Origin of the sequence: Streptomyces sp. NBC_00539 (genome assembly GCF_036346105.1) — a bacterium.
Lineage (GTDB): Bacteria > Actinomycetota > Actinomycetes > Streptomycetales > Streptomycetaceae > Streptomyces.
Genome location: NZ_CP107811.1, coordinates 3373449 through 3400168 on the forward strand (window position 1 = coordinate 3373449; position 26720 = coordinate 3400168).

Sequence of the window (26720 nt, forward strand, 5' to 3'; positions counted from 1 at the left end):
GCGATCACAGCACCTCGGAACCGGACCTCCACACCGGGGCGCCACCGCCTACACACCGGTGCGCGGCACCACCGGCACCGTGCGGCGGCGCTCCGGCTGGCCCTGCGCCGGGCGGCCCACGGCCAGCAGCGCCATGTCGTCCGTGGCTCTCCCGCCCGTGTGCCGGTGTACGTCGTCGGCCAGCGCGGCCAGCAGCTCGTCCGGCCCCGAGAAGACCCGGCCACGCAGCCGGGCCGCCGGATCGTAGAACTCCCCCGCCGCGTCCCGGGCCTCCGTCAGCCCGTCCGTGTACAGCAACAGCGTGCTGCCCGCCGGGAAGGGCCACTCGTCCGTCCGGTCGGGCCAGCCGCCCAGCTCCCCCATCCCCAGCGGCAGCGCGGGTTCGCTCGGCGCGAGCACCAGGAGACGGCCGTCCGGATGGAGCAGCAGCGGCTCGGGGTGCCCCCGGTTGACGGTCCGCAGCACCGCCGCGTCCGGCGGGACCTCCCCCAGCACGCCCGTCGTGAACCCCTCCACCGCGTCGAGGCGCTCGCGCCGCACGCCCTCACGGGCCAGGGCCCGTTCCAGCCGCCGCGCGAGCGCCTCCAGCGTCGGCTCGGTCTCCGCCGCCTCCCGGAAGGCGCCGAGCACCACCGCCACGGCCTCCACCGCCTCCAGCCCCTTGCCCCGCACGTCGCCCACCACCAGCCGCACCCCGTACGGGGTGTCCTGCACGGCGTAGAGGTCCCCGCCGATGAAGGCGTCGGCCTGCGCGGCCTCGTACCGGGCGGCCACCTGCAACCCCCCGATCCGCTCGGCCGGCACCGGCAGCACGGCCCGCTGGGCGGCCTCGGCGATCTCACGCGCCGAGGCGAGCCGTTCACCGCTGCGCCGCACGACCCGGTTGATCAGCAACGCCAGCCCGGACACGGTGATCACGGTCGCCACCTCCGTCAGCGCCTCTGCCCGCCAGCCGGTGTCGGCGCCGCCGCGCAGCACGACGACGGCGAGCGAGGCGGCACATCCCGTCAGCGCGGTCGTCCTGAACGAGAAGAGCGGAGCCGCGATCAGCGGGGCGGCGGAGAAGAACGGCGAGCCCGTGTAGCTCGGCGGCGAGGTCAGGTCGAAGACGAACCCCAGGGCGAGCAGCACGAACGGCAGCGTCCGGACCACCCGCCGGGCCGTACCGCCACCGGAGCCCGTCGCGCGCCCCTCGCTGCCCTGCCGGCTCCGCCCCGCCACGTCGCTCTCCTGCCGCCCGGTCCCTCGCGGGGCGCGGGCCCACTGCCGCCTCGCCCCCCAAGGCTCGCGCCGGGCAACCCCGTACGGCGACCCGGCCGGGCCGTCCGGGTGACGGCGACGGGGAACGACGAAGGCCCGGCTCCCCAAGGGGAACCGGGCCTTCGTACGGAGTAGCGGGGGCAGGATTTGAACCTACGACCTCTGGGTTATGAGCCCAGCGAGCTACCGAGCTGCTCCACCCCGCGTCGGTAAACACAACTCTACGTCATTCGGGGGACAGCTCCCGCCAATTAGCCTCCGCAACCCCTCTCAACCACCTATCACCGCAGGTCAGAGCCGTATAGAAAGCTTTCGGCGGCCCCGATCACCCCTCCCCGGGACGCCGAACACCGCTCGGCCGGACACGACTTCCCACCCCAGCCGCCCGTCACCACCCCCCACGGGACACCGCCGGGTGCCACTCCGGTCGATACCCGATCGGCCTCGCGCCCCTCTGCGGCTATGCTCTGGGGTGAGCACGCCGAGGGCCATTAGCTCAATTGGCAGAGCAGCGGACTTTTAATCCGTTGGTTGTCGGTTCGAGTCCGACATGGCCTACTGCTCGACGCAGCGCCCCGTCCGGTCCACACCGGGCGGGGCGCTGCGTCGTTTCCCGGCACCTGCGGGGCGCGGGAACGGGCTCGGCCCCCGCAGCACCGGGGTGCTGCGGGGGCCGAGCCTGGGTCAGGGGGCCGTCAGGCCTTAGCCGTTGCGCTTCCAGCGGGGCTTGTCGTCACGACGGCCGCCGAAGGAACCGGTGGAACCGGAGCCGGAGGGGCGGTTGTCGTCACGGCGGCCGTAGGGGCGGTCGCCGCCGCCGGAGCGGAAGCCACCGGACGGGCGGTCGTCACGGCGGAAGCCACCGGAGGGACGGTCGTCGCGGCGGAAGCCACCACGGTCACCGCCACGCTCGCCACCGCGGTCGTCACGGTTGAAACCACCCGACGGACGGTCATCACGACGGAAACCACCGGACGGACGGTCACCACCGGAACGGAACCCACCCGACGGACGGTCATCGCGGCGGAAGCCACCACGGTCACCGCCACGCTCGCCACCGCGGTCGTCACGGTTGAAACCACCCGACGGACGGTCATCACGACGGAAACCACCGGACGGACGGTCACCACCGGAACGGAACCCACCCGACGGACGGTCATCGCGGCGGAAGCCACCACGGTCACCGCCACGCTCGCCACCGCGGTCGTCACGGTTGAAACCACCCGACGGACGGTCATCACGACGGAAACCACCGGACGGACGGTCACCACCGGAACGGAACCCACCCGACGGACGGTCATCGCGGCGGAAGCCACCACGGTCACCGCCACGCTCGCCACCGCGGTCGTCACGACGGTTGTCGCGACGCTCGTAGTTGCCACGCTCGTCACGGCTCTGGAAGGCCGGACGCTCCTCGACGACCGGCTCGGCCGCGACGGCGGCCGCGACCTCGGCGACGGCGGCCTCGGCCACCTCGGCGACAGCGGCCTCCGGGTCCTCGCCGCGCTCACGGGCGGAACGGGCGACGAGGCGGTCGGCCTCCTCGCGCAGCTCGGCGGCGCGACGGGTCGCGCGCTCCAGCTGCTTGGTGAGGTCGGCGACCTCGCGCTCGGCCTGCTTGGCGGCGTTGTTCGCGGAGTCGGCCTGGACCTGCGTCAGCGAACGCGCACCGGTGATCTCGGCGACCTCGGGGTCGAAGGCACCGACGCCCTGGACGATGTGGCGCGAGGCGTCGACGCCCGCGTCCTCCATCAGGCGGAAGATCTGGCGGCGCTGGTGCGGGAGCGCCAGCGACACGACGACACCGGACTTGCCGGCGCGGGCGGTACGGCCCGAGCGGTGCAGGTAGTCCTTGTGGTCACCGGCCGGGTCCACGTTCAGGACCAGGTCGATGCCGTCGACGTGGATGCCGCGGGCGGCGACGTCGGTGGCGACGAGCGCGTTGACGTAGCCGTCCTTGAAGTCGGCGAGGACGCGGGTACGGGCGCCCTGCGTCATGCCGCCGTGCAGCGCGTCGGCCTTCACGCCGGCCTCGATGAGCTGCTCGGCGATGCGGTCGGCGCCCAGCTGGGTGCGGACGAAGATGATGGTGCGGCCCTTGCGGGCGGCGATGGCGGCCGTGACCGGCGCCTTGTCCTTCGGCTTCACGACGAGCACGTGGTGCGTCATGGTCGTGACGTTGCCCTGGGCGCTGTCGACCTCGTGCGTGACGGGGTTGGACAGGTAGCGCTTGACCAGGGTGCCGATCTCGTTCTCCATGGTGGCGGAGAAGAGCATGCGCTGGCCGCCGCCGGGGATCTGGTCGAGCAGCTCGGTGACCTCGGGCAGGAAGCCCAGGTCGGCCATCTGGTCGGCCTCGTCGAGGACGGCGATCTTGACGTTCTCCAGGGAGCAGGCGCCGCGGTTGATGATGTCGCGCAGGCGGCCGGGGGTGGCGACGAGGACGTCGACACCGCGCTCCAGGGCGTAGATCTGGTTGCCCATGGAGGTACCGCCGCAGACGACCTTCATCTTGAGGCCGAGGACGTCGCCGTAGGGCTGGAGGGCGTCCGCGACCTGCATCGCGAGCTCACGCGTCGGCGTGAGGATGATCGCGCGGGGCTTCTTCTTCTCGGTGTGCCCGCCGGCCAGGGAGGCCAGGGTCGGCAGACCGAAGGAGAGGGTCTTGCCGGAGCCGGTGCGGCCACGGCCGAGGATGTCCTTGCCGGCCAGGGCGTCCGGGATCGTCGCGGCCTGGATCGGGAAGGGGGCGGTGACACCGTTCTGGGCGAGCTTGCGCACGATGCCCTCGGGCAGACCGAGGTCGCCGAAGGTGATGGTGGGCTCGGCGTCGCCGGAGGCGGCGTCGGAGGACTGGTCGGTCGTCACATCAGCCTCAAGAGCCTCGATGATGTCGTTCGCCTCGGCGGCCTCGATGGCCTCGGTGACCACAAGGGCCTCAACGGCGTCGACGATCTCGTTGGAGTCGTTCTCGGGCATGACGGCACGGTCAGAACTGGAAATGGACATGCGAAATGCGAAACCTTCCGGAGTCTCGGCACGCGCCCAAACTCCGTGAATCGCAAATCGACCGCCTCAATGCGGTCAGCCACGGCTAGGGAGAGTACGCGCCACACGGCGCTCTTCGGATTCGGCGCCGGGCAATGGGATCAAACGATCTATAACCATACGCACCCTCCCCGGGGTCTGGCAAGTTTCCCCCGAAGAAAGGTTCTGACCTGCGACGATGAGCCGGGGCCGAGTACGGTCGACCCGGCTACTGCGCCGCCGACGTGCTCGGCTCGGGCTGCGGGGAACTGGTGGGCGTCGGAGTGGGTTCCGTCACAGGCGGGCTGCTGGGTGACGGCGTGGGCGGCGTCACGACGGGCCCGCCGGACCCCGACCCCGACCCGCCCGAACCGGAACCGCCCCCGGCTCCCGACCCGCCCCCCGACGGCACCTGCGACCCCTGCCCGCCCGCTCCGCCGCCCGGCCCGGCCGACGGCGAGGGCACCCCGGGCTTCCCCGCCGGCGCACCCGGGCTCGGCGAGGCCCCGGCCCCGCCGGCGGCCTTCCCCGGCTCCCCGGGCTTGCCCGGCGCGTTGCCGACCGCGTCCTTCGTACCGTGGCCGTCGCCGTGCACCCCGGACCCCCGCCCGGTGGTGGTGCCCCCGACGGCGGTGAGGCCCTTGTCGCCCGCCGAGGAGGAAGGACCGGGCTTGGCGGCGTCCTCGCCGACGCTCATGCAGCCGGCCGACGCCGCGACCGCGAGCACGGCGGCGGCCAGTCGGAGGGAAGCGGACAACTGGCGCACGGGGCACCTCCGGAAGGGGACGGGGAGCACGGCCCGCACCGGGCGGGTCAATGTGCCCAACTCCCTTTACCCCATAAGAGACACGCCCTCAGGCGAACAGCGCTCGCGCCACCTGCGACCCGAGGTGTACGGACCCGAGCCCCACCAGCACCGAGGCCGCCACGTTGGCCGCGGCCAGGAACCTCCAGCCGCGCTCGGCCAGCCGCAGCGTCTCGTACGAGAACGTCGAGTACGTGCTGAGCGCCCCGCACAGCCCCGTGCCGAGCAGCAGACCGAGCCGCGAGGAGGCCGCCCCGGTCAGCAGCGCCCCCGTCAACAGGCCGAGCACCAGGCAGGCTCCGGCGTTCACCACGAAGGTCCCCCACGGGAAGACCGAGTCGTGCCGGGCCTGCACGGCCCGGTCGGTGAGGTAGCGCAGCGGGGCCCCGACCACCGCGCCCGTGACCACGAGCAGCCAGTTCACCCGCGCCCCCGCACGGCGAGACGGGTCACCGACGCCGCCGCCCAGACCGCCCCCAGCGCGGCCACCACCGTCAACGCGGCGTACCCGAGCGCGGTGCCGGCCGCCCCCTCGTCCAGCAGCCGCGAGACCTCGACCGCGTAAGTGGAGAAGGTGGTGAAGCCGCCCAGCACCCCCACCCCCAAGAAGGGCCGGACCAACGGGTGCGGCGGCGTCCGGCCGCCCTCGCTGATGAGCACCATGAGCACGCCGATCAGCGCGCAGCCCACCACGTTGGTCCAGAAGGTGGCCCACGGAAAGGCCCCGGGACCGGCCGGCCAGAGCAGGGCGAGCCCGTACCGCGACGACGCGCCCACGGCCCCGCCCGCCGCGACGGCGGCGAGCACCCGCCCCTGCGGCTCGGTGCGCTGCCCCGGCACATGGAGGTCGACGTCCGGGTCGATGGCCTCGACGCCGCGGACCGGCCGGGTCATCCGTACCCCAGGTCGTGGAGTCGCTCGTCGTCGATGCCGAAGTGGTGGGCGATCTCGTGCACGACCGTGACCTCCGTCTCCGCGACCACGCTCTCCCTGTCCTCGCACATCCGCAAGGTGGGGTTGCGGTAGATCGTGATGCGGTCGGGGAGGACCCCGGCGTACCACTCTCCGCGGTCGGTGAGGGGGGTGCCCTCGTAGAGACCGAGCAGCTCCGGGTCCTGCGCGGGCGGCTCGTCCTCGACGAAGACCGCCACGTTGTCCATGAGTCGGGTGAGCTCGGGAGGGATCCGGTCCAGGGCCTCTGCGACGAGTTCCTCGAACTCCTCGCGCGTCATCTCCAGCACCCGGTCATTGTCCCTCGGGGACACTCGCGGAAACCGTTTTGGCGATAGGTCCCGACATCCCATATGCTTCTCACGTCCCCGACGCGCTGAAAAGTGCCCGGCGGGCCTTTAGCCCTCATCGTCTAGTGGCCCAGGACGCCGCCCTTTCAAGGCGGTAGCACGGGTTCGAATCCCGTTGGGGGTACGCAACACCATGTGCAAGACTTGTTCTTGCACAAACCAGGTCCTGTGGAGCAGTTGGTTAGCTCGCCACCCTGTCAAGGTGGAGGTCGCGGGTTCAAGTCCCGTCAGGATCGCTGAGGCTGGAAACAGTCTCGTGGCTGGGTAGCTCAGTTGGTACGAGCGATCGCCTGAAAAGCGATAGGTCGCCGGTTCGACCCCGGCCCCAGCCACCACACGGAAGGCCCCGTCCCTCGGACGGGGCCTTCCTGCGTCACCCGGCCGCCTCCCGGGCCTCCCGGGCCTTGCGGCGCCACCGCGCCAGAGCGGCCGCCGGTGCTCCTACGGCGACCAGCGCCAGCACCGCCCGGTCCGGTACGGCCCGCGCCACCGACTGCACCCACCGCTCGACGGCGAACGAGTCGTCCACGTCCAGCAGCCCGGGCAGGGCGCTCGCCCCGTCGTACAGCAGGAACAGCGCGCCCAGGGTGATGAAGAACAGCCCGGACAGCAGCGAGGTGGTGTGCAGCCGGAGCCGGCCGCACCGGACGGTCCGCCCGCGCAGCCAGCGCCGGCCGCCCAGGTCGAAGCGCTCCCACAGCAGCGCCAGCAGGAACAGCGGCACCGCCATGCCCAGCGCGTACACCGCCAGCAGCAGTCCCCCGTAGACCGGGCTGCCGCTGACCGCCGCCACCGTCAGCACGCTGCCCAGGATCGGCCCGGCGCAGAACCCGGCCAGTCCGTAGACCGCGCCCAGCGCGTACACCGACAGGGCGGTGGTCGGCCGGATCCGCCCCGAGAGCCGCGCGGCCCGCTTGGAGGCGAAGCCGAGGCCCAGGATCTGGGCGAGACCGAGCGCGACGATCAGCCAGCCACCGGCCAGGACGAGCCCGTCCCGGTGGCCGTGGAAGAACCGGCCCGCGTACGAACCGGCCGCGCCCAGCGGTACGAGGGTGCTCGCGAGGCCCGCGTAGAAGATCCCGGTCCGGGCCAGCAGCCGGGAGGCGGAGTCGATCGAGTACGCGAAGAAGGCGGGCAGCAGCAGCGCACTGCAGGGGCTGAGCAGCGCCAGCAGGCCGCCCAGCAGGGCGGCGAGGTATCCGATGCCGTTCACTTCGAGACCTGCGCCCGGGCCTTGGCGCGGGCGATCGCCGCTTCGAAGGCGTCGAGCGGCTGCGCGCCGGCCAGGGGCTCTCCGTTGACCAGGAAGGACGGCGTGGAGGCGACCCCGATGCGGTAGCCCTCCTCCTGGTCCGTGCGCAGGGCGGCCGAGGCCTCCGCGCCGGCCATGTCCTGCCGGAACCGGTCGAGGTCGGGTACGCCGGCCACGCGGGCCAGCTCGGTCAGGCGTTCCTCGCCGAAGCCCTTCTCCTTGGACCCTTCGGCGTACGCGGCCGCGTGGAACTGCGCGAACCGGTCCTGCCGGCCCGCGGCCCAGGCGGCTTTCGCGGCGGCCTCCGACTCGGCGCCGAAGATCGGGAAGTTGCGCCACTCGATGCGCAGGGTGCCGTCCTCGACGTACTTGCGCATCAGCGCGGGTTCGGTGTCGCGGGCGAACTTGCCGCAGTAGCCGCACTTGAAGTCGGAGTACTCGATCAGCACCACGGGAGCGTCGGCGCGCCCGGCGGCCAGCTTGTCGCCGGTGTCCCGGCGGGCGAGCGCCGCCAGCGGGTCCGGGGCCCCGGCGGGTCCGGGCGCGGAGGCCGCCGGAGAGGAGGCGGGCGCGTCCCGGTCCGCGGTGGCCTGCCAGGACACGATCCCGAGGGTGATCGCGGCGAGGGCGGTGGCGGCGGAGTACAGCAGGGGCTTGCGGGAGGGTGCGGAAGGCATACGGGTGCTCCAGAGCGGTGGTACGGGTGGTGTGGGGGACCGGCGTGGGGGCCGGTCCGCTACACCCGCATCACGGACAGCTCCGGCGGTCCCGGTGCGGGGCGGTCCGGGCCGCGTACGCGCACTCCCGCCGGCAGCGTCCGTCCGGCGGTGTCCGGCCCGGCCGGGAGCCGGACCGCCGGGGCGCAGGCGTGGTCCCGCCCGTCGCGCGGCGGCACGGCGGGGGCCTGACCGTGGTCCCCGGCGCCGGGCGCGCAGGCCGGGCCCCGGCCCTCGTCCGCCACGGCGGCGGCCTCCGCGTCCCGCACTGCGGCGGAAGCGGTTCGAGCCGTGGCGACCACGGAAGCGGTTCGAGCCGCGGACGCCGTGGGATGCGCAGGGGCCCCGGACGCCCCGGTGGCCCCCGGCGCCGTCGTCGCCTGCAGCACCGCGAGCACGGCGCCGAGCAGCCACCACACTCCACGGGCGCGGGACATGGCGGGCCTCTCACTCGCGGAACGATGGGTTTAAGGTGATCTCGTCCCGAAATGGTACGGGTAGGTGCGACAAATGCGTTCGCCACCCGACGCTCCCGGGTGAGATCCTCGATCAGGTATGTCTACTTCCTTCGCCGCCCTGCAGACGCTTCTCGGTGAGATCCCCCTCCGTGACGCGCACCGCCTCGGCCGCCGCCTCGAAGGCGCCCGCCGCATCCGCAAGCCCGAGGCCAAGCAGGCCGTGCTCGACGAGATCGCCGCGGAGGCCGAGAAGGCCGCCGCGCGTCTGGCCGACCGTGCCTCGCGCAGACCTGCGGTCACGTATCCCGAGAACCTTCCCGTCAGCCAGAAGAAGGACGAGATCGCCGAGGCGATACGCGACCACCAGGTCGTGATCGTCGCGGGCGAGACCGGCTCCGGCAAGACCACCCAGATCCCCAAGATCTGCATGGAGCTCGGCCGCGGTGTCCGGGGCATGATCGGCCACACCCAGCCCCGCCGGATCGCCGCCCGCACCGTCGCGGAGCGCATCGCCGAGGAGCTGAGGTCCGAGATCGGGCAGACCGTCGGCTGGAAGGTCCGCTTCACCGACCAGGTGGACCAGGACGCCACTTTCGTGAAGCTGATGACGGACGGCATCCTGCTCGCCGAGATCCAGACGGACCGCGAGCTGCGCGCGTACGACACGATCATCATCGACGAGGCGCACGAGCGGTCCCTGAACATCGACTTCCTGCTGGGCTACCTCTCCCAGCTGCTGCCGAAGCGTCCCGACCTCAAGGTCGTGATCACCTCGGCGACCATCGACCCGCAGCGCTTCTCCCGCCACTTCGGGGACGCGCCGATCGTGGAGGTCAGCGGCCGTACGTACCCGGTGGAGGTGCGCTACCGGCCGCTGCTGGAGGAAGCCGACGAGGACGCTGCGGACGCCGACCGCGACCAGATCACCGCGATCTGCGAAGCCGTCGACGAGCTCCAGTCCGAGGGCCCGGGCGACATCCTCGTGTTCCTCTCCGGCGAGCGCGAGATCCGCGACACGGCGGACGCGCTGAACAAGCGGAACCTCAGGTTCACCGAGGTCCTGCCCCTCTACGCCCGCCTCTCGCACGCCGAACAGCACCGCGTGTTCCAGCAGCACACGGGCCGGCGGATCGTCCTCGCGACCAACGTCGCCGAGACCTCCCTCACCGTCCCCGGCATCAAGTACGTGATCGACCCGGGCACCGCCCGGATCTCCCGCTACAGCCACCGCACCAAGGTGCAGCGGCTCCCCATCGAGCGGATCTCGCAGGCCAGCGCCAACCAGCGCAAGGGCCGCTGCGGCCGTACGTCCGACGGCATCTGCATCCGGCTGTACTCCGAGGACGACTTCAACGCCCGCCCGGAGTTCACCGACGCCGAGATCCTGCGCACCAACCTGGCCTCCGTCATCCTGCAGATGACCGCGGCCGGCCTCGGCGAAATCGAGAAGTTCCCCTTCATCGACCCGCCGGACCACCGCAACATCCGCGACGGCGTCCAGCTCCTCCAGGAGCTCGGCGCGCTCGACCCGTCCGAGAAGGACGCGCGCAAGCGGCTCACGCCGATGGGCCGCCAGCTCTCCCAGCTGCCGGTCGACCCGCGCCTGGCCCGCATGGTCGTCGAGGCGGACAAGAACAACTGCGTCCGCGAGGTCATGGTCATCGCGGCGGCCCTGTCCATCCAGGACCCCCGCGAGCGGCCCTCGGACAAGCAGACGCAGGCCGACCAGAACCACGCCCGCTTCAAGGACGAGACGAGCGACTTCCTGTCGTTCCTGAACATGTGGCGCTACATCCGCGAACAGCAGAAGGAGCGCGGCTCCTCGTCCTTCCGCCGGATGTGCAAGCAGGAGTACCTGAACTTCCTGCGGATTCGCGAATGGCAGGACATCTACTCGCAGCTGCGCACGGTCGCCAAGACGATGGGCATCCACGTCAACGAAGCGGACGCCCCCGAGCACAGCGTCCACGTCTCGCTGCTGGCCGGTCTGCTCTCGCACATCGGGCTCAAGGACACCGACAAGAACGAGTACCTCGGGGCCCGCGGCGCCAAGTTCGCGGTCTTCCCCGGTTCGGCGCTGTTCAAGAAGCAGCCCCGGTTCCTGATGTCCGCGGAGCTGGTGGAGACCTCCCGCCTGTGGGCCCGGGTGAACGCCAAGGTGGAGCCGGAGTGGGTGGAACCGCTCGCGCAGCACCTGATCAAGCGCACGTACAGCGAGCCGCACTGGGAGAAGGACCAGGCCGCCGTGATGGCGTACGAGAAGGTCACGCTGTACGGAGTACCGATCGTCGCCCAGCGGAAGATCAACTACGGCCGGATCGACCCCGAGGTCTCGCGGGAGCTGTTCATCCGCAACGCGCTGGTCGAGGGCGACTGGCGCACCCACCACAAGTTCTACGCCGACAACCGCAAGCTCCTCACCGAGGTGGAGGAGCTGGAGAACCGGGCGCGGCGCCGGGACATCGTCGTGGACGACGAGACCCTGTTCGACTTCTACGACCAGCGCATCCCCGAGCACGTGGTGTCGGGGGCGCACTTCGACTCCTGGTGGAAGCACAAGAAGCGCGAGGAGCCCGAACTCCTCGACTTCGAGCGCGAGATGCTGCTGACGGAGAAGGCCGCCGGGGTCACCAAGGCGGACTACCCGGACACCTGGCGGCAGGGGCAGCTGAAGTTCCGGGTGACGTACCAGTTCGAACCGGGTGCGGACGCGGACGGCGTGACCGTGCACATCCCGCTCCAGGTGCTGAACCAGGTCACCGACGAGGGCTTCGACTGGCAGATCCCGGGTCTGCGGGAAGAGGTCGTCACCGAGCTGATCCGCTCGCTGCCCAAGCCGATCCGTCGGCACTACGTACCCGCGCCGAACTTCGCGGCCCGTTTCCTGGCGACGGCTCAGCCCCTCCAGGAGCCGCTGCACGTGACGCTGGCCCGCGAGCTGCACCGGATGGTCGGGGTACCGGTCTCGGCCGAGGACTTCGACCTGAGCCGCATCCCGGACCACTTGAAGATCACCTTCCGGATCGTCGACGAGCGGCGCAAGAAGCTGGCCGAGGCCAAGGACCTGGAGGCGCTGCGCCTCCAGCTGCGGCCGAAGGCCCGTCAGGCGCTGTCCCAGGCCGCGGCGGCCACGGCCGAGCGGGCGGGCGGGGAGTCGGTGGAGCGGACCGGGCTGACGGACTGGACGATCGGGACGCTGAGCAAGGTCTTCGAGACCCGGCGCGCGGGGCAGCCGGTGAAGGCCTACCCGGCGCTGGTGGACGCGGGGGAAAGCGTGTCCGTACGGCTCTTCGACACCGAGGCCGAGCAGCAGCGGGCGATGTGGCTCGGCACCCGGAAGCTGATCCTCCTCGGCATCCCGGTCAACCCGGCCAAGTTCGCCTCGGACAAGCTGACCAACCAGCAGAAGCTGGCCCTCTCGCGGAACCCGCACGGCTCGGTCCAGGCGCTCTTCGACGACTGCGCGACCGCGGCGACGGACAAGCTGATCGCCGACCACGGCGGCCCGGCATGGGACGAGGCCGGCTTCCGGAAGCTGTTCGACGCCGTTCGGTCCGATCTGGTGGACACCACCGTCCGGACCGTCGGGCAGGTGCAGCAGATCCTGGCGGCCTGGCAGGCCTGCGAGCGGCGCGTGAAGTCCACCAACAGCCTGGCGCTGATGGCGAACGTCCAAGACGTGAAGGCGCAGTTGGCGGCGCTGATGCCGGCCGGCTTCGTGACGCTGACGGGGCTGCGGCGCCTCCCGGACCTGATGCGGTACCTGGTGGCGATCGACCGGCGGCTCCAGCAGATGCCCACGGCCGTCCAGCGGGACACCACCCGCATGGAGAAGGTCCACGAGATGCGGGACGAGTACCTGTGGCTGCTGGAGCAGCTGCCCAAGGGCCGTCCGGTGCCGGAGGCGGTCACCGAGATCCGCTGGATGATCGAAGAACTGCGGGTCAGTTACTTCGCGCACGCGCTCGGCACGGCGTACCCGATCTCCGACAAGCGGATCGTGAAGGCGGTGGACGCCGCGGCCCCCTGATCGGTTCGACTGCACCCCCTGAGCTGCTGTACAGTCTGATTCGCAGCCGCCCACCGGGCAGCGCGCATCGAGGACCTGTGGAGCAGTTGGTTAGCTCGCCACCCTGTCAAGGTGGAGGTCGCGGGTTCAAGTCCCGTCAGGTTCGCAGAAACGTCAGGGCCCGCATCCCCCAGGGGATGCGGGCCCTGACGCGTTGTCGGGTCCGGGTGCACGGCGCTGCGGCTCCTGCCGCGGGAGGGCGGCCCGCAGTGCCCGAGGACGGCGGGGAACGGCGGGGAACGGCGGGGGCCGGCCCTGAACGCCTGGGAGTGCCGAAACGGCCGTGAACGCCGCCGGGAGGGCTCGTGGGGATCTTCGGGCGCCCGGAGCGCCGTACGGGCCCCTCCCGGGGCCTGGCGCGCGCAGGGGGCGGACGAGCGGCGTCGCGCTCCCGGACCGCCCCTTCGTGTGAGGCCGGCGAGGGTGACACGTCCCCTTGCGGGTGCATTGCCGGATGTACAAGGGACATCAACTGTGACGGGTGTCACCCCATGAGTTTTCGGGAGTCGTACTTTTATCACACTCATATGCCGACTCAATTTAATATGTGCAATGGCACCTGCCCGGCCGGATCCTCGGACGCCGGCGATTCGGGCCCCTGCTGCGCGCCTTCCGGGCACAAAAAAGATCGCGCTGGACCCGGCGGAGTCCAGCGCGATCGAACGGCGAAACCTGTTGGGGCAGGTTCCACCGTTTGAAGCCTTGTGGGTTTCATCGGATTGGGGGATCCGTTTCATGCCCTCCCCCGGCCGTCAGCCGGGAGCTGCCCCCAAAGGGAATGGGGGTGGTGCTGCGAGCCTCAGGCCTCGCTGCGCTGCTGCGGAATTCCCGCGAGCAGTGCGCGGACCTCAGCCTCGCGGTAACGGCGGTGTCCACCCAGGGTGCGGATGGACGTGAGCTTGCCAGCCTTGGCCCAGCGGGTGACCGTCTTCGGGTCCACGCGGAACATCGTGGCAACCTCAGCCGGGGTCAGCAGCGGCTCGGCATCAGGGGTGCGAGCGGTCATGAGCGGCCTCCTCGGGAGAACCGAACCATCTCGGTTCTTTCCTCTAAATTCTGCACCTTGGCCCACGTTGCCCGAAATGGACACACGCAGGCCGAGTCGGTTATAGGACGAACGGCTTGTCCTCGGCACTACAACTACACCATCCGTCCAGCCTCGACGGCCAAACCGATGGAATTGCCCTCCGAGGTGTTCATCAGCGGCGGAAGCCGATGGACCGTCCCATAACGGACAGTCACCCCACTGTGACGATCAGTCACAGAGCGATCAGGAGTCGTCAGACCCCCCGTAGAGTGCAATACCGAGCATTCCGCCCAAAGTTGGGTGGAAGGAACCCTCCCCGGACTCCTTGTCCTATTTTGGCACGAGGGTAGGGGAAGGGCGCAAGGGTGTGGTTAGTGCGGTCCGTCACGCTTGAGTCAATGGCCCGGATCGGGACGTAGGTCCTGGAACAAAGACCCAAATGCCGCGATCAAGCCGCTGATCTGCGTTTTATGGCCGATCGGACGATACGGGTGACCCGGCGGCCTCCGCTAGGGACATTCCGGGCCGGTTCGGCCGATGCCGCCCCCGGAGGCAGGTCCGGCGGGCGGAACGGACACCTCCACCCGCTTCCGGGGCCGGTTGCGACCCGCCCGGTCCGCCGGATCCCGTCCGGGCGGACCTCCGGACCTGCCCTAGTTCGCGAACAGTCGCTCCCGGACCGCCTTCCAGCGCTCCGCCAGGTCCGTGTACGCGTCGGTCGCGCCCTCCGCGTCCCCCGCCCGCAGCGCCGCGATGCCCATCGCCAGGTCACGGGCCGAGCGGTCGCCGGCCAGGGCGGCCTCCGGCAGCGCGTGCAGCAGCCCGCCGTAGTCCAGCTCCACCATCGAGCGCGGGTGGAACTCCTCCAGCCAGCTCCCGACCTCCACCAGCCCCTCCGCGAGCATCCCGTAGCCCTCGGCGGCCCGCAGCGTCCGCAGCCCGCGCGCCAGCCGCCGCCTGGCCTGCACCATCGGCGTCCGGTAGCGCAGCCGCTCGCCCGGCAGGTACTCCCGCTCCTCGTCCGCCACCAGCACGAACCACCGCAGCGGGACCTGCCACACGGCGGTGCGGATCCACGGCCGCCCGTCCGGGTTCCGCTCCCGCCAGGCCTCGTACTCCTCGGCCGCCCGGCGGCGGGCCGACGGCGGCAGCGCCGCGTCCAGCACCGGACGGGGGAACTCCGCCTCCAGCTCCTGGAGCGCCAGCCAGCCGCGCAGCCTGGTCCGCCACGGGCAGACCAGCAGCACCCCGTCCCGCTCCGCCGTGAACGCGTCCCCGCTCTCGTGCGCCGGGACCCCGACCACCGGAACCCGGACCAGGTCCGACAGCGACCTGCGCAGTTCGTCCTGGGCGGTCGGGGCGTCCCCGCGCTTGGCGTAGCCGGACCAGTGCGCCCGTTCGGCCACGGGGAAGGCCGCCAGGGGCTCGTAGACCCGCAGGTAGGACGCGTACGGCACGGTCGGACCGGTGCGGGCGGAAGGCAGTCGGCGCTCGGGGGATTCGCTCACGTTCTCGTACTCCCCCGACCTGCCCGGCCGTACTCCGGACGAGGGTCCCCAGGTCACGCATAACACGGGAGTGTTCCGATCTACGGACGGGGAGTTCCCATCCGCCTCCCAGGTCTTACGCTGCTCCCAGCGCGCCCTCCCCCACCCGCAGGGCGGGCGTCTTTCCGCCGCATCTCTTCCATGGGAGTCACCACCGTGACCGAAATGACCGACGGCGTCCTGCACACCCTGTTCCGTACGGAACAGGGTGGCCACGAGCAAGTCGTGCTGTGCCAGGACCGGGCCACGGGCCTCAAGGCCGTCATCGCCATCCACTCCACCGCCCTGGGCCCCGCCCTCGGCGGTACGCGCTTCCACGCGTACGCCTCGGACGAGGAAGCAGTCCGCGACGCGCTGAACCTCTCGCGCGGCATGTCGTACAAGAACGCCCTCGCCGGTCTCGACCACGGCGGCGGCAAGGCCGTCATCATCGGTGACCCGGACACCCTCAAGAGCGAGGAACTGCTGCTGGCCTACGGCCGGTTCGTGGACTCCCTCGGCGGCCGTTACGTGACCGCGTGCGACGTCGGCACGTACGTCGCGGACATGGACGTGGTCGCCCGCACCACCCGCTGGGCGACCGGCCGCTCCCCCGAGAACGGCGGCGCCGGCGACTCCTCGGTGCTCACCTCCTTCGGCGTGTTCCAGGGCATGCGCGCCAGCGCCCAGCACCTGTGGGGCGACCCGACGCTGCGCGGCCGCAAGGTCGCCGTCGCGGGGGTCGGCAAGGTCGGCAAGCACCTGGTCGAACACCTGCTGGAGGACGGCGCCGAGGTCGTGATCACCGATGTCCGCCAGGAGTCGGTGCAGGCCATCCTCGACAAGCACGCCACCGGCAAGTACGCGGGCAAGGTCACCGCCGTCGCCGGCACCGACGCACTGATCCGCGTCGAGGGCCTGGACATCTACGCACCGTGCGCGCTGGGCGGTGCGCTGAACGACGAGTCGGTGCCCGCCCTGACCGCCAAGGTCGTGTGCGGCGCCGCGAACAACCAGCTCGCGCACCCGGGCGTGGAGAAGGACCTCGCGGACCGCGGGATCCTCTACGCCCCCGACTACGTGGTGAACGCGGGCGGTGTCATCCAGGTCGCGGACGAGCTGCACGGCTTCGACTTCGACCGCTGCAAGGCGAAGGCGACGAAGATCTTCGACACCACGCTCGCCATATTCGCACGTGCGAAGGCGGACGGTATCCCGCCGGCCGCCGCGGCCGACCGGATCGCCGAGCAGCGGATGTCGGACGCCCGCGCCGCCCGCGCGCTCTGACCCGTCCCCGCCGGGCCCGGGGGACCCTCCGCCACCGCCGGAAGGGTCCCCCGGGCCGCAGGGGAGACGGAACTCACTGCGCTTCGGCGGGTCGCGAGCCGGGAAAGGGCTAAAATCGCAGCTGACCAGCGAGTACGGGGTGTCTCGTTGGTCCTGCACCGGGGCGCGTCATGCGGGCGGCGTACCGTATGGCCGCGGAAGCAGGTACCGTTGAACCCCTACGGACGGTCTCTTCGCGGAGAGCCCGCTCCGAACCATGAACGCGTGTCAGACTCTGGGGCCGTCGAGCCCCGTCACCGAGGGGGTCGAGCCATGGGGCGCGGCCGGGCCAAGGCCAAGCAGACAAAGGTCGCCCGCCAGCTGAAGTACAACAGCGGCGGGACTGACCTCTCGCGTCTGGCCAATGAGCTGGGCGCATCGCCGACAGAGCCGCTGCCTATCAGCGCGCCGGTCGAAGTCGATGACGATCTGGACGACGACGACCCGTACGCCAAGTACGCGGAGCTGTACAACAGCGATGACGACGAGGACGAGGACGAAGAGTCCGGTCCGTCGGCGCACCGTCGCGGCGCTTGACGCACACCGCGTCTGCCACGCTCAGAGTCTTGAGCGACTCGAAGTAGTGAAACCCGGTCCAGGGCATCGCCCCGGACCGGGTTTCAGTGCTGCTCAGCTCGCGTAGGAACCGGTGAGGGTCGCGCCCTCGGAGTGGTCGCCGCGGTCCAGGATCTCGCCGGCGACCCAGGCGTCGACGCCCCGGTCGGCCAGCGCGGTCAGGGCCACGTCCACCGACTCCTGCGGGACGACGGCCATCATGCCGACGCCCATGTTCAGGGTCTTCTCCAGCTCCAGCTGCTCCACCCGGCCGGTCCTGCCGACCAGGTCGAAGATGGCGCCGGGGGCCCAGGTCGAGCGGTCGACCGTGGCGTGCAGGTGGTCCGGGATCACCCGGGCGAGGTTGGCCGCGAGGCCGCCGCCGGTGATGTGCGAGTACGCGTGGACCTCGGCCGTACGGGTGAGGGCCATGCAGTCCAGCGAGTAGATCTTGGTCGGCTCCAGCAGCTCCTCGCCGAGGGTCCGGCCGAGCTCCTCGACGTGCTGCTCCAGGGCCATCCCCGCCTGGTCGAGCAGGACGTGACGGACCAGCGAGTACCCGTTCGAGTGAAGGCCGGACGATGCCATGGCGATGACGGCGTCACCCGTACGGATGCGATCCGCGCCCAGCAGCCGGTCGTACTCGACCACACCCGTGCCCGCGCCCGCCACGTCGAAGTCGTCCGGGCCCAGCAGACCCGGGTGCTCGGCGGTCTCGCCGCCCACCAGGGCGCAGCCGGCGAGGACACAGCCCTCGGCGATGCCCTTGACGATGGCCGCGACACGCTCGGGGTGCACCTTGCCGACGCAGATGTAGTCGGTCATGAAGAGCGGCTCCGCGCCGCAGACGACGATGTCGTCCATGACCATCGCGACCAGGTCGTGGCCGATGGTGTCGTACACGCCGAGCCGGCGGGCGATGTCCACCTTGGTGCCGACGCCGTCGGTGGCGGAGGCGAGCAGGGGGCGCTCGTACCGCTTGAGGGCGGAGGCGTCGAAGAGGCCGGCGAAACCGCCGAGGCCGCCGAGGACCTCGGGGCGCTGCGTCTTCTTCACCCACTCCTTCATGAGTTCGACGGCGCGGTCTCCCGCTTCGATGTCGACACCTGCTGCTGCGTAGCTGGCACCGGTGGTCTTCTCTGTCATGACAGGAGAGAGCTTTCGTGTCGTTACTGCGGGTGGTGCACGGCCCTGGGAAAAGCCTGAAAGACAGGGCCGGGCGCAGGTTGAACGGGATGGGGCGGGGCGGACCCGTCCGGGGGGACGGGTCCGGCGCGTCCTACGGGCGCCGGAGCGCGTCGGCGGCGTCGGTGCCGCCCGCGAGCTCGGACTCCAGGAGCTGCTTGCCGAGCAGCTGCGGGTCGGGCAGCTCCATCGGGTACTCGCCGTCGAAGCAGGCACGGCAGAGGTTGGGCTTCTGGATGGTGGTCGCCTCGACCATCGCGTCGAGCGAGATGTACGAGAGCGAGTCGGCGCCGAGCGACGTGGCGATCTCGTCGACCGTCATGCCGTTGGCGATCAGCTCGGCCCGGGTGGCGAAGTCGATGCCGAAGAAGCACGGCCACTTCACCGGCGGCGAGGAGATCCGGATGTGGACCTCGGCCGCGCCGGCCTCGCGGAGCATCTTGACCAGGGCGCGCTGGGTGTTGCCGCGGACGATCGAGTCGTCGACGACCACGAGGCGCTTGCCGCGGATGACTTCCTTGAGCGGGTTGAGCTTGAGGCGGATGCCGAGCTGGCGGATCGTCTGCGAGGGCTGGATGAAGGTCCGGCCGACGTAGGCGTTCTTGACCAGGCCGGACCCGTACGGGATCCCGCTGGCCTCCGCGTAGCCGACCGCGGCGGGCGTGCCGGACTCCGGCGTCGCTATCACCAGGTCCGCTTCGACCGGGGCTTCCTTGGCCAGGCGCCGGCCCATCTCGACACGCGAGAGGTAGACGTTCCGGCCCGCGATGTCGGTGTCCGGGCGCGCCAGGTAGACGTACTCGAAGACACAGCCCTTGGGCTTCGCTTCCGCGAATCGGGAGGTCCGCAGGCCGTTCTCGTCGATCGCGATGAGCTCACCCGGCTCGACCTCGCGGACGAAGCTGGCGCCGCAGATGTCGAGGGCGGCGGTCTCGCTGGCGACCACCCAGCCGCGCTCCAGGCGGCCGAGGACCAGCGGGCGGATGCCCTGCGGGTCACGGGCGGTGTAGAGGGTTCCCTCGTCCATGAAGACGAGCGAGAACGCGCCCTTGACCTGCGGGAGGACCTTGGCGGCCGACTCCTCGATGGTCAGGGGCTTGCCGTCGTCATCGGTCTGGCCGGCCAGCAGGGCGGTGACCAGGTCGGTGTCGTTGGTGGCTGCGACCTGGGTGGCACGGCCGTCCTGACGGGGAAGGTCGGCGACCATCTCCGCGAGCTCGGCGGTGTTCACCAGGTTGCCGTTGTGACCCAGGGCGATCGAGCCGTGGGCGGTCGCGCGGAAAGTGGGCTGCGCGTTCTCCCAGACCGAAGCCCCGGTGGTCGAATAGCGGGCGTGACCGACCGCGATATGACCTTGGAGCGATCCGAGAGAGGTTTCGTCGAAGACTTGGGAAACGAGGCCCATGTCCTTGAAGACGAGGATCTGGGAACCGTTGCTCACAGCGATTCCCGCGGACTCTTGTCCACGGTGCTGCAGCGCATACAGTCCGAAGTAGGTGAGCTTGGCGACCTCTTCACCCGGAGCCCAGACACCGAAGACGCCGCAAGCGTCCTGGGGGCCCTTTTCGCCGGGGAGCAGGTCGTGGTTGAGTCGTCCATCACCACGAGGCACGCTTCCGAGTGTAGGCGAGATCGACCACTGGTCCGAATTGGGGACGGCCGGGAAATCTCACAGCACACAGGGTGACCGGACGCTTCCGTCTCGGTATCCGGAACTCATTGTTGACAGGTACGCGGGCATTCGACAGGCTCTCGGCCCATGCAGCCCCTCGGTGACCGCGCCGTCACCCTCGTCGAGCGCCGACACGTGGACCTGGTCCGTGTCGCGAGCGCCATCTGTCGCTGCTCCGCGTAGTCACACGCCGCTGACCCGCGCGCTTCCCTCGCCGCCTTCCGATTCCCTTCGCGCTCCCGTCCGCGCGCCCCCTTACCGCTCCCCGCCGGAGCCCGTTCCGCCGTGCCGTGCGCCGTCCCGCGCCGCCCGGAGCCGGGCCGGCGGGCCGTGCCTTGGAGTACTTGTGACCACGTACGAATCCCCCCTGTCCCGGCGTGCCTTCGGCGGCGCGGTGGGTGTGAGCGCGGCCGCCGCCGCGGTGGGCCTGGGCTCGGCGCCCGCCGCGGCCCGGGCGCGGCAGGACACCGCCGCCGGGACCCCGGAGACCGACCGCGGCGAGCAGGAGTTCCGGGCGGCGCGGGGACGTCACTCCCGGCGCCCGAACATCCTGTTCATCCTCGGTGACGACCTCGGCTGGGCGGACCTGTCCTCCTACGGCTCCCCGCACATCAAGACCCCGAACCTGGACCGGCTGGGCCGCCAGGGCGTCCGCTTCACCGACGCCTACTCGGGCTCCGCGACCTGCTCCCCGACCCGGTTCAGCCTGTACACGGGCCGCTACCCGGGCCGTACGAAGGGCGGCCTGGCGGAGCCGATCGCGGACAAGTCGGCCGGACTGGAGCCCACGCACCCCACGTTGGCCTCGCTGCTGCGCGACCGCGGGTACGCCACGGCGCTGATCGGCAAGTGGCACTGCGGCTACCTGCCCGACTACAGCCCGACCCGTTCGGGCTGGGACGAGTTCTTCGGGAACTTCGGCGGGGCGCTGGAGTACTACTCCAAGCTGGGCCTGAACGGCGAGTACGACCTGTACGAGGGCGACGCCGAGTACAAGGACCTGCGCTACTTCACGCGGATCATCACCGAGCGGGCGAGCGAGTACGTCTCCCGCGACCACCACGGCAAGCCCTGGCTGCTGAACCTCAACTTCACCACCCCGCACTGGCCGTGGATCGCGGAGGGGGACACCGCGGAGAGCGCCGAGATCGTCAGGCGGATCAAGGCGGGCGACCCCCGGGCGCTGTGGCACCAGGACGGCGGGTCGGTCGAGAAGTACCGGCAGATGGTGGAGGACCTGGACCGCTCCGTCGGCGAGGTGTTGAAGGCACTCGAACGGTCGGGGCAACAGGAGGACACCCTGGTCGTCTTCGCCAGCGACAACGGCGGCGAGCGCTTCTCCTACAACTGGCCGCTGTCGGGCAACAAGGCGTCCTTGCAGGAGGGCGGCATCCGGGTGCCGACGCTCGTGCGCTGGCCCGCCCGGCTGGACGGCGGTCAGGTCAGCCGCGTCCCGGTGTTCAGCCCGGACTGGACGGCGACGCTGCTGGAGCTGGCGGGCGCCCGACCGCACCCGGCGTATCCGCTGGACGGGGTGAGCCTCGCCGGGTACCTGCTGCGCGGGGAGCGGCTCGCGGAGCGGGACCTGTTCTGGCGGGTGCGCGGGGAGCGGGCGCTGCGCCGCGGGGACTGGAAGTACTACCAGGGCAAGAGCGGGCGCGACCAGCTCTTCAACCTGGCCGGGGACGTGCGCGAGCAGGCCGACAAGGCGGCCGTGGAACCGGAGCGGCTGGCCCGGTTGCGGGCGGCGTGGGAGAAGACGAACGCGGGGCTGCTGCCGTACCCGGGGTGAGGCGTCACTCCGCCGCGGAGGCCGCCTCGGCGATCAGGCCGGAGCCGTCGGCGCCGGTGAGGGTCAGGGTCCGGCCGTGGACCTGCCAGCCGAGCGGGCCGCCGCCGAACAGGGCGGTCAGGGCCCGTTCGACCTCGCCGGCGCCTCCCGCGCAGGCCATGCGGGTCGAGGCGATCGGCCCGAAGGTGAGGGAGGCGCCCTCGACGGTGGCCTTCGCCGTGAACCGGTTGCAGCCGAGACCGCCGCTCGCCGCGCCGTCGGGGGCGAGGGTGAAGCGGGCCTTCCCGGCGGCTTCGGCGGACACGGGGGAGGCCGCTCCGCCCCGGGTCAGGGCCGTGACGGTCCACCCGGTGGCGGTCAACGGGGCGTCGGCCGGGGGCTCCGGGGAGGATTTCCCGTCGACGGTCCCGGTGTGGACGGGCCGGGGCGCGGCGTCCTGCGCACCGCAGGCGCAGACTCCGACGAGCGCGAGGACGGCGGCCAGGGCGGCGGGGAGCGCGGGACGTTGCGTACGCATGCCCCTGGGACGGACGGCACGCCCGGCCGGTTCCCCGCTCAGCTCATCAGGGGCAGCAGCGCCGACAGGTCCGCCCGCTCACCGCTGGCCCGTACCCGGGCTTCGCGCACCTCCTCGGCCCAGCCGGTCCGGCCCGTCGCCAGCCGCAGCCAGGTCAGCGGGTCGGTCTCGACCACGTTCGGCGGGGTGCCCCGGGTGTGGCGGGGCCCCTCGACGCACTGGACCACCGCGAAGGGCGGGATCCGCACCTCGACCGAGCCGCCGGGCGCGGTGACGGCGAGGGCGTCGGCGAGCAGCCGGGTGCAGGCGGCGAGGGCCTGCCGCTCGATCGGGACGTCCAGTCCGGCGGCCCGGTTCAGGTCATCGGTGTGCACCACGAGTTCAACGGTCCGGGTGACCAGGAAGTCCCCGAGGGTCATGGCCCCGATCCACAGGCTCAGCACCCGGCGGTCCGGGTTGGCTTCGAGCGCCTCGGCCAGCCGCGCCCCGGCGCGCTCGTACAGCTCAGGCAGCGGCGCCCCGGCCAGGGTCTCCTTCGCCGCCTCGGCGATCTTCCCGGCGAGCGACGCGGTGGCGGAGGGCCATTCGACGGCCGTCAGCTCCGGGACGGCGGCGGGCGGCCGGGCCAGACCCGCGGCCAGCGAGTCCGCGATCCACGCGATGTGCGCGGCCAGGTCCCCGACCGTCCACCGGCCGAGCGTGGTGGGCCGGGCCAGCTGCTCGGGAGTCAGCTCCCGTACGGCGTCCGCGACATGGCCGAATTGGGCCGTGACGGCGGCGCGGATCTTCGCGGGGTCGTAGGTGCGCGTTTTCCTCTTCGCGGGCGGCATGGCCCGACCCTACTCGGGGCGGCCGACGCACGAGCCCCCGCCCGCAGGGCGCGGGCGGGGGCTCGTGGGGAAGACGACGGGATCAGGCGAGGAGCGCCGGGATCGTCGCCTCGTGGGCGGTACGCAGTTCCGCGAGCGGGATGGTGAACTCGCCCTGGACCTCGATCTCCTCGCCGTCGACCACGCCGATGCGGGTGGCCGGCAGGCCCCGCGCACCGCACATGTCGGTGAAGCGGAGTTCCTCGCTGCGCGGGACCGCCACGATGGCGCGGCCCGCGGACTCGGAGAACAGGAAGGTGAAGGCGTCCAGGCCTTCCGGGACCACGACCCGCGCGCCGTTGCCGCCGCGCAGGCAGGACTCGGTGAGCGCCTGGATCACGCCGCCGTCCGACAGGTCGTGCGCGGCGTCGATCATGCCGTCGCGCGAGGCCGAGATCAGGATCTCGCCGAGCAGCTTCTCGCGGCCGAGGTCCACCTTGGGCGGCATGCCGCCGAGGTGCTGGTGGACGACCTCGGACCACGCCGAGCCGCCGAACTCCTCGGCCGTGTCGCCGAGCAGGTAGAGCAGCTGGCCGGCCTCCGCGAACGCCATCGGCGTACGGCGGTTGACGTCGTCGATCACACCGAGGACCGCCACGACCGGGGTCGGGTGGATCGCGATGTCACCGGTCTGGTTGTAGAGCGAGACGTTGCCGCCGGTCACCGGCGTGCCCAGCTCCAGGCAGCCGTCGGCGAGACCGCGGGTGGCCTCGGCGAACTGCCACATGACGCCCGGGTCCTCGGGGGAGCCGAAGTTCAGGCAGTCGGAGATGGCCAGCGGCTTGGCGCCGGTCGCGGCGACGTTGCGGTACGCCTCCGCCAGGGCCAGCTGCGCGCCCGTGTACGGGTCGAGCTTCGCGAAGCGGCCGTTGCCGTCGGTGGCCATCGCGACGCCGAGGCCGGTCTCCTCGTCGATGCGGACCATGCCGGCGTCCTCGGGCTGTGCGAGCACCGTGTTGCCCTGCACGAAACGGTCGTACTGGTCGGTGACCCAGGACTTCGAAGCCTGGTTCGGCGACGAGACCAGCGCCAGGACCTGCGCGCGCAGTTCCTCGGAGGTCGCCGGCCGCGGCAGCTTGCCCGCGTCGTCGGCCTGGAGCGCGTCCTGCCACTCGGGGCGGGCGTAGGGGCGGTGGTAGACCGGTCCCTCGTGGGCGACGGTGCCCGGGGGCACGTCCACGATCTGCTCGCCGTGCCAGAAGATCTCCAGGCGTTCGCCGTCGGTGACTTCACCGATGACGGTGGCGATGACGTCCCACTTCTCGCAGATCTCCATGAAGCGGTCGACGTGCTGGGGCTCGACGATCGCGCACATGCGTTCCTGCGACTCGCTCATGAGGATCTCCTCGGGCGAGAGGGTCGCGTCGCGCAGCGGGACGGTGTCCAGCTCGACGCGCATGCCGCCGGAACCGGCGGAGGCCAGCTCGCTCGTGGCGCAGGACAGCCCGGCGCCGCCGAGGTCCTGGATGCCGGCGACCAGCTTCTCCTTGAAGATCTCCAGGGTGCACTCGATGAGGAGCTTCTCCTGGAAGGGGTCGCCGACCTGGACGGCGGGGCGCTTGGTCGGCTTGCTGTCGTCGAACGTCTCGGACGCGAGGACCGAGACGCCGCCGATGCCGTCGCCGCCGGTGCGGGCACCGTAGAGGACGACCTTGTTGCCGGGGCCGGAGGCCTTGGCGAGGTGGATGTCCTCGTGCTTCATCACGCCGATGCAGCCGGCGTTGACCAGCGGGTTGCCCTGGTAGCAGGCGTCGAAGACGACCTCGCCGCCGATGTTGGGCAGGCCCAGGCAGTTGCCGTAGCCGCCGATGCCCGCGACGACGCCCGGCAGTACGCGCTTGGTGTCGGGGTGGTCGGCCGCGCCGAAGCGCAGCGGGTCCACCACGGCGACGGGGCGGGCGCCCATGGCGAGGATGTCGCGGACGATGCCGCCGACGCCGGTGGCCGCGCCCTGGTAGGGCTCGATGTACGAGGGGTGGTTGTGCGACTCGACCTTGAAGGTGACCGCGTAGCCCTGGCCGACGTCGACGACACCGGCGTTCTCGCCGATGCCGACGAGCATGGCCGTGTTCTCGGGGGCCTTGTCGCCGAACTGCTTCAAGTGGACCTTGCTGCTCTTGTACGAGCAGTGCTCGGACCACATGACGGAGTACATGGCGAGCTCGGCGCCGGTGGGACGGCGGCCGAGGATCTCCCGGATCCGGGCGTACTCGTCCTCCTTGAGGCCGAGTTCCTTCCAGGGCTGCGCCGCGTCCGGGGTCTCGGTGGCGTTCTTGATGGTGTCGAGGCTCATGCGCTGACCAGCTTCTTCAGGACCGACGTGAAGAACGGGAGGCCGTCGGTGCGGCCCGTCCCGATCAGCGGCTCGACCGCGTGCTCGGGGTGCGGCATGAGGCCGAGGACGTTGCCGGCGGCGTTGGTGATGCCGGCGATGTCCCGCAGCGAGCCGTTCGGGTTCCCGTCGAGGTACCGGAAGGCCACTCGGCCTTCGGCCTCCAGTTCGTCGAGCGTGCGCTCGTCGGCGGTGTAGCGGCCGTCCATGTTCTTGAGCGGGATGGAGATCTCCTGGCCGGCTTCGTAGTCGCCGGTCCAGGCACCTCCCGCGTTCTCCACGCGCAGCTTCTGCTCGCGGCAGATGAAGTGCAGGTGGTTGTTGCGGAGCATCGCCCCCGGCAGCAGGTGGGCTTCGGTCAGGACCTGGAAGCCGTTGCAGATGCCGAGGACCGGCATGCCGGCCTTGGCCTGCTCGATGATGGTCTCCATCACCGGCGAGAACCGGGAGATGGCCCCGGCGCGCAGGTAGTCCCCGTAGGAGAAGCCGCCCGCGAGGACGACCGCGTCGACCTGGTGGAGGTCCTTGTCGCGGTGCCACAGCGAGACGGGCTCGGCTCCGGCGAGGCGCACGGCGCGCAGTGAGTCACGGTCGTCGAGCGTTCCGGGGAACGTGACGACTCCGATGCGAGTGGTCACCGTCAGGCCTCGACCTTCACGGTGAAGTCTTCGATGACGGTGTTGGCGAGGAACGTTTCGGCCATCTTGTGGATGCGGTCGAGGGCGGCCTGGTCGACCGGTCCCTCCACCTCCAGTTCGAAGCGCTTCCCCTGGCGGACGTCGGCGATCCCGTCGAATCCCAGGCGCGGCAGTGCACGCTGCACCGCCTGGCCCTGGGGGTCGAGGATCTCCGGCTTGAGCATGACGTCGACTACGACGCGTGCCATCGGGCACTCCCGTGTGGTGGTTGGTGCGAAGGCGGTTCCTCCAGCGTACCCGCCCGAAATTTCTACGCGGGTAGATATCCCGGCGCCCCCACAGGTGTGCCGTTTCTGCTTCACCAACGCTTCGCAAAATCCACCGGAAAACCAC

General features: G+C 71.2%; 23 protein-coding genes and 6 tRNA genes. 10 read left to right on the forward strand and 19 right to left on the reverse strand.

The window, feature by feature from the left end; all coding sequences use genetic code 11:
- Positions 1-48: 48 nt before the first annotated feature.
- Together OG861_RS14935 and OG861_RS14940 are read right to left on the reverse strand one after the other, a co-directional pair.
- Positions 49-1221, reverse strand: a complete 1173-nt coding sequence (locus OG861_RS14935; protein WP_329196925.1) for a PP2C family protein-serine/threonine phosphatase — start codon at positions 1219-1221, stop codon at positions 49-51.
- A gap of 171 nt (positions 1222-1392) precedes the next feature.
- Positions 1393-1466, reverse strand: a tRNA-Met gene (locus tag OG861_RS14940).
- A 279-nt stretch (positions 1467-1745) separates the two neighbouring features.
- Here OG861_RS14940 and OG861_RS14945 point away from each other — a divergent pair.
- Positions 1746-1818 (forward strand) — tRNA-Lys (locus OG861_RS14945).
- 144 nt (positions 1819-1962) lie between these two features.
- On the opposite strand, the gene OG861_RS14950 is transcribed toward OG861_RS14945, so the two are convergent.
- From OG861_RS14950 to OG861_RS14970, 5 genes are all read right to left on the reverse strand, one after another.
- Positions 1963-4269, reverse strand: coding sequence for a DEAD/DEAH box helicase (locus tag OG861_RS14950; RefSeq protein WP_330261728.1), 2307 nt, complete (start codon positions 4267-4269; stop codon positions 1963-1965).
- Positions 4270-4516: 247 nt separating this feature from the next.
- On the reverse strand, positions 4517-5053 hold the full coding sequence (locus OG861_RS14955; RefSeq protein ID WP_329196921.1) for a hypothetical protein: 537 nt from the start codon (positions 5051-5053) through the stop codon (positions 4517-4519).
- 88 nt (positions 5054-5141) lie between these two features.
- Positions 5142-5516, reverse strand: a complete 375-nt coding sequence (locus OG861_RS14960) for a fluoride efflux transporter FluC (RefSeq protein WP_329196919.1) — start codon at positions 5514-5516, stop codon at positions 5142-5144.
- Positions 5513-5986, reverse strand: coding sequence for a FluC/FEX family fluoride channel (locus OG861_RS14965; protein WP_329196917.1), 474 nt, complete (start codon positions 5984-5986; stop codon positions 5513-5515). Before OG861_RS14965 ends, OG861_RS14960 begins: the two co-directional genes overlap by 4 nt.
- Positions 5983-6333 carry a metallopeptidase family protein gene (locus OG861_RS14970; protein WP_190185446.1) on the reverse strand — a complete coding sequence of 117 codons (351 nt, stop codon included), beginning with the start codon at positions 6331-6333 and terminating at the stop codon, positions 5983-5985. Before OG861_RS14970 ends, OG861_RS14965 begins: the two co-directional genes overlap by 4 nt.
- 111 nt (positions 6334-6444) lie before the next feature.
- Between OG861_RS14970 and OG861_RS14975 the strand changes: the two genes are divergently transcribed.
- The 3 genes from OG861_RS14975 (at position 6445) to OG861_RS14985 (ending at position 6728) form a co-directional block, all read left to right on the forward strand.
- Positions 6445-6517 (forward strand) — tRNA-Glu (locus OG861_RS14975).
- A 38-nt stretch (positions 6518-6555) separates the two neighbouring features.
- Positions 6556-6629 (forward strand) — tRNA-Asp (locus tag OG861_RS14980).
- A 22-nt stretch (positions 6630-6651) separates the two neighbouring features.
- Positions 6652-6728, forward strand: a tRNA-Phe gene (locus tag OG861_RS14985).
- 38 nt (positions 6729-6766) lie between these two features.
- On the opposite strand, the gene OG861_RS14990 is transcribed toward OG861_RS14985, so the two are convergent.
- From OG861_RS14990 to OG861_RS15000, 3 genes are read right to left on the reverse strand one after another with little or no spacing between them, the layout of a single operon-like run.
- Positions 6767-7606 (reverse strand): cytochrome c biogenesis CcdA family protein, encoded by an 840-nt coding sequence (locus OG861_RS14990; protein WP_329196915.1) that lies wholly within the window; start codon positions 7604-7606, stop codon positions 6767-6769.
- On the reverse strand, positions 7603-8322 hold the full coding sequence (locus OG861_RS14995; RefSeq protein ID WP_329196913.1) for a DsbA family protein: 720 nt from the start codon (positions 8320-8322) through the stop codon (positions 7603-7605). The genes OG861_RS14990 and OG861_RS14995 overlap by 4 nt, the downstream gene beginning before the upstream one ends.
- Before the next feature lie 59 nt (positions 8323-8381).
- A complete protein-coding gene (locus OG861_RS15000) occupies positions 8382-8798 on the reverse strand; it encodes a hypothetical protein (protein ID WP_329196911.1) in 417 nt (138 codons plus the stop codon).
- Positions 8799-8916: 118 nt separating this feature from the next.
- On the opposite strand from OG861_RS15000, the gene hrpA reads away from it, so the two are divergent.
- Entirely contained in the window at positions 8917-12849 is a 3933-nt protein-coding gene (hrpA, locus tag OG861_RS15005) for an ATP-dependent RNA helicase HrpA (RefSeq protein ID WP_329196909.1), read from the forward strand.
- 71 nt (positions 12850-12920) lie between these two features.
- Positions 12921-12994, forward strand: a tRNA-Asp gene (locus tag OG861_RS15010).
- A 693-nt stretch (positions 12995-13687) separates the two neighbouring features.
- Here the strand turns inward: OG861_RS15010 and bldC are convergent.
- On the reverse strand, positions 13688-13894 hold the full coding sequence (bldC, locus tag OG861_RS15015; protein ID WP_003949541.1) for a developmental transcriptional regulator BldC: 207 nt from the start codon (positions 13892-13894) through the stop codon (positions 13688-13690).
- Between the two features lie 674 nt (positions 13895-14568).
- Positions 14569-15423: a hypothetical protein gene (locus OG861_RS15020; protein ID WP_329196908.1), complete on the reverse strand. Its 855-nt coding sequence runs from the start codon at positions 15421-15423 to the stop codon at positions 14569-14571.
- 195 nt (positions 15424-15618) lie between these two features.
- Between OG861_RS15020 and OG861_RS15025 the strand changes: the two genes are divergently transcribed.
- Together OG861_RS15025 and OG861_RS15030 are read left to right on the forward strand one after the other, a co-directional pair.
- The gene (locus OG861_RS15025; protein ID WP_329196906.1) at positions 15619-16728 is read left to right on the forward strand and encodes a Leu/Phe/Val dehydrogenase; all 1110 of its coding nucleotides are present in this window, start codon (positions 15619-15621) and stop codon (positions 16726-16728) included.
- A 312-nt stretch (positions 16729-17040) separates the two neighbouring features.
- Positions 17041-17304: a DUF3073 domain-containing protein gene (locus OG861_RS15030; RefSeq protein ID WP_136210589.1), complete on the forward strand. Its 264-nt coding sequence runs from the start codon at positions 17041-17043 to the stop codon at positions 17302-17304.
- Between the two features lie 93 nt (positions 17305-17397).
- Here OG861_RS15030 and purM read toward each other — a convergent pair whose 3' ends face one another.
- Both purM and purF read right to left on the reverse strand, forming a co-directional pair.
- Positions 17398-18468: a phosphoribosylformylglycinamidine cyclo-ligase gene (purM, locus tag OG861_RS15035; protein WP_330261729.1), complete on the reverse strand. Its 1071-nt coding sequence runs from the start codon at positions 18466-18468 to the stop codon at positions 17398-17400.
- A 133-nt stretch (positions 18469-18601) separates the two neighbouring features.
- A complete protein-coding gene (gene purF, locus OG861_RS15040) occupies positions 18602-20119 on the reverse strand; it encodes an amidophosphoribosyltransferase (RefSeq protein WP_329196901.1) in 1518 nt (505 codons plus the stop codon).
- Positions 20120-20266: 147 nt separating this feature from the next.
- On the opposite strand from purF, the gene OG861_RS34270 reads away from it, so the two are divergent.
- Both OG861_RS34270 and OG861_RS15045 read left to right on the forward strand, forming a co-directional pair.
- A complete protein-coding gene (locus tag OG861_RS34270; RefSeq protein ID WP_352211348.1) occupies positions 20267-20362 on the forward strand; it encodes a putative leader peptide in 96 nt (31 codons plus the stop codon).
- A 163-nt stretch (positions 20363-20525) separates the two neighbouring features.
- A complete protein-coding gene (locus OG861_RS15045; protein ID WP_329196899.1) occupies positions 20526-21971 on the forward strand; it encodes a sulfatase family protein in 1446 nt (481 codons plus the stop codon).
- 4 nt (positions 21972-21975) lie between these two features.
- Here OG861_RS15045 and OG861_RS15050 read toward each other — a convergent pair whose 3' ends face one another.
- The 5 genes from OG861_RS15050 to purS all read right to left on the reverse strand — a co-directional run bounded on the left by OG861_RS15050 (position 21976) and on the right by purS (position 26575).
- The gene (locus OG861_RS15050; protein WP_329196897.1) at positions 21976-22488 is read right to left on the reverse strand and encodes an META domain-containing protein; all 513 of its coding nucleotides are present in this window, start codon (positions 22486-22488) and stop codon (positions 21976-21978) included.
- A gap of 38 nt (positions 22489-22526) precedes the next feature.
- Complete coding sequence (locus OG861_RS15055) at positions 22527-23318, reverse strand: maleylpyruvate isomerase family mycothiol-dependent enzyme (protein WP_329196894.1); 792 nt, start codon at positions 23316-23318, stop codon at positions 22527-22529.
- 82 nt (positions 23319-23400) lie between these two features.
- Positions 23401-25650, reverse strand: a complete 2250-nt coding sequence (gene purL / locus OG861_RS15060) for a phosphoribosylformylglycinamidine synthase subunit PurL (protein WP_329196892.1) — start codon at positions 25648-25650, stop codon at positions 23401-23403.
- Positions 25647-26327 (reverse strand): phosphoribosylformylglycinamidine synthase subunit PurQ, encoded by a 681-nt coding sequence (gene purQ, locus OG861_RS15065; protein ID WP_329196890.1) that lies wholly within the window; start codon positions 26325-26327, stop codon positions 25647-25649. Before purQ ends, purL begins: the two co-directional genes overlap by 4 nt.
- Before the next feature lie 2 nt (positions 26328-26329).
- Positions 26330-26575 (reverse strand): phosphoribosylformylglycinamidine synthase subunit PurS, encoded by a 246-nt coding sequence (gene purS / locus OG861_RS15070; protein ID WP_042801325.1) that lies wholly within the window; start codon positions 26573-26575, stop codon positions 26330-26332.
- Between the last annotated feature and the right edge of the window lie 145 nt (positions 26576-26720).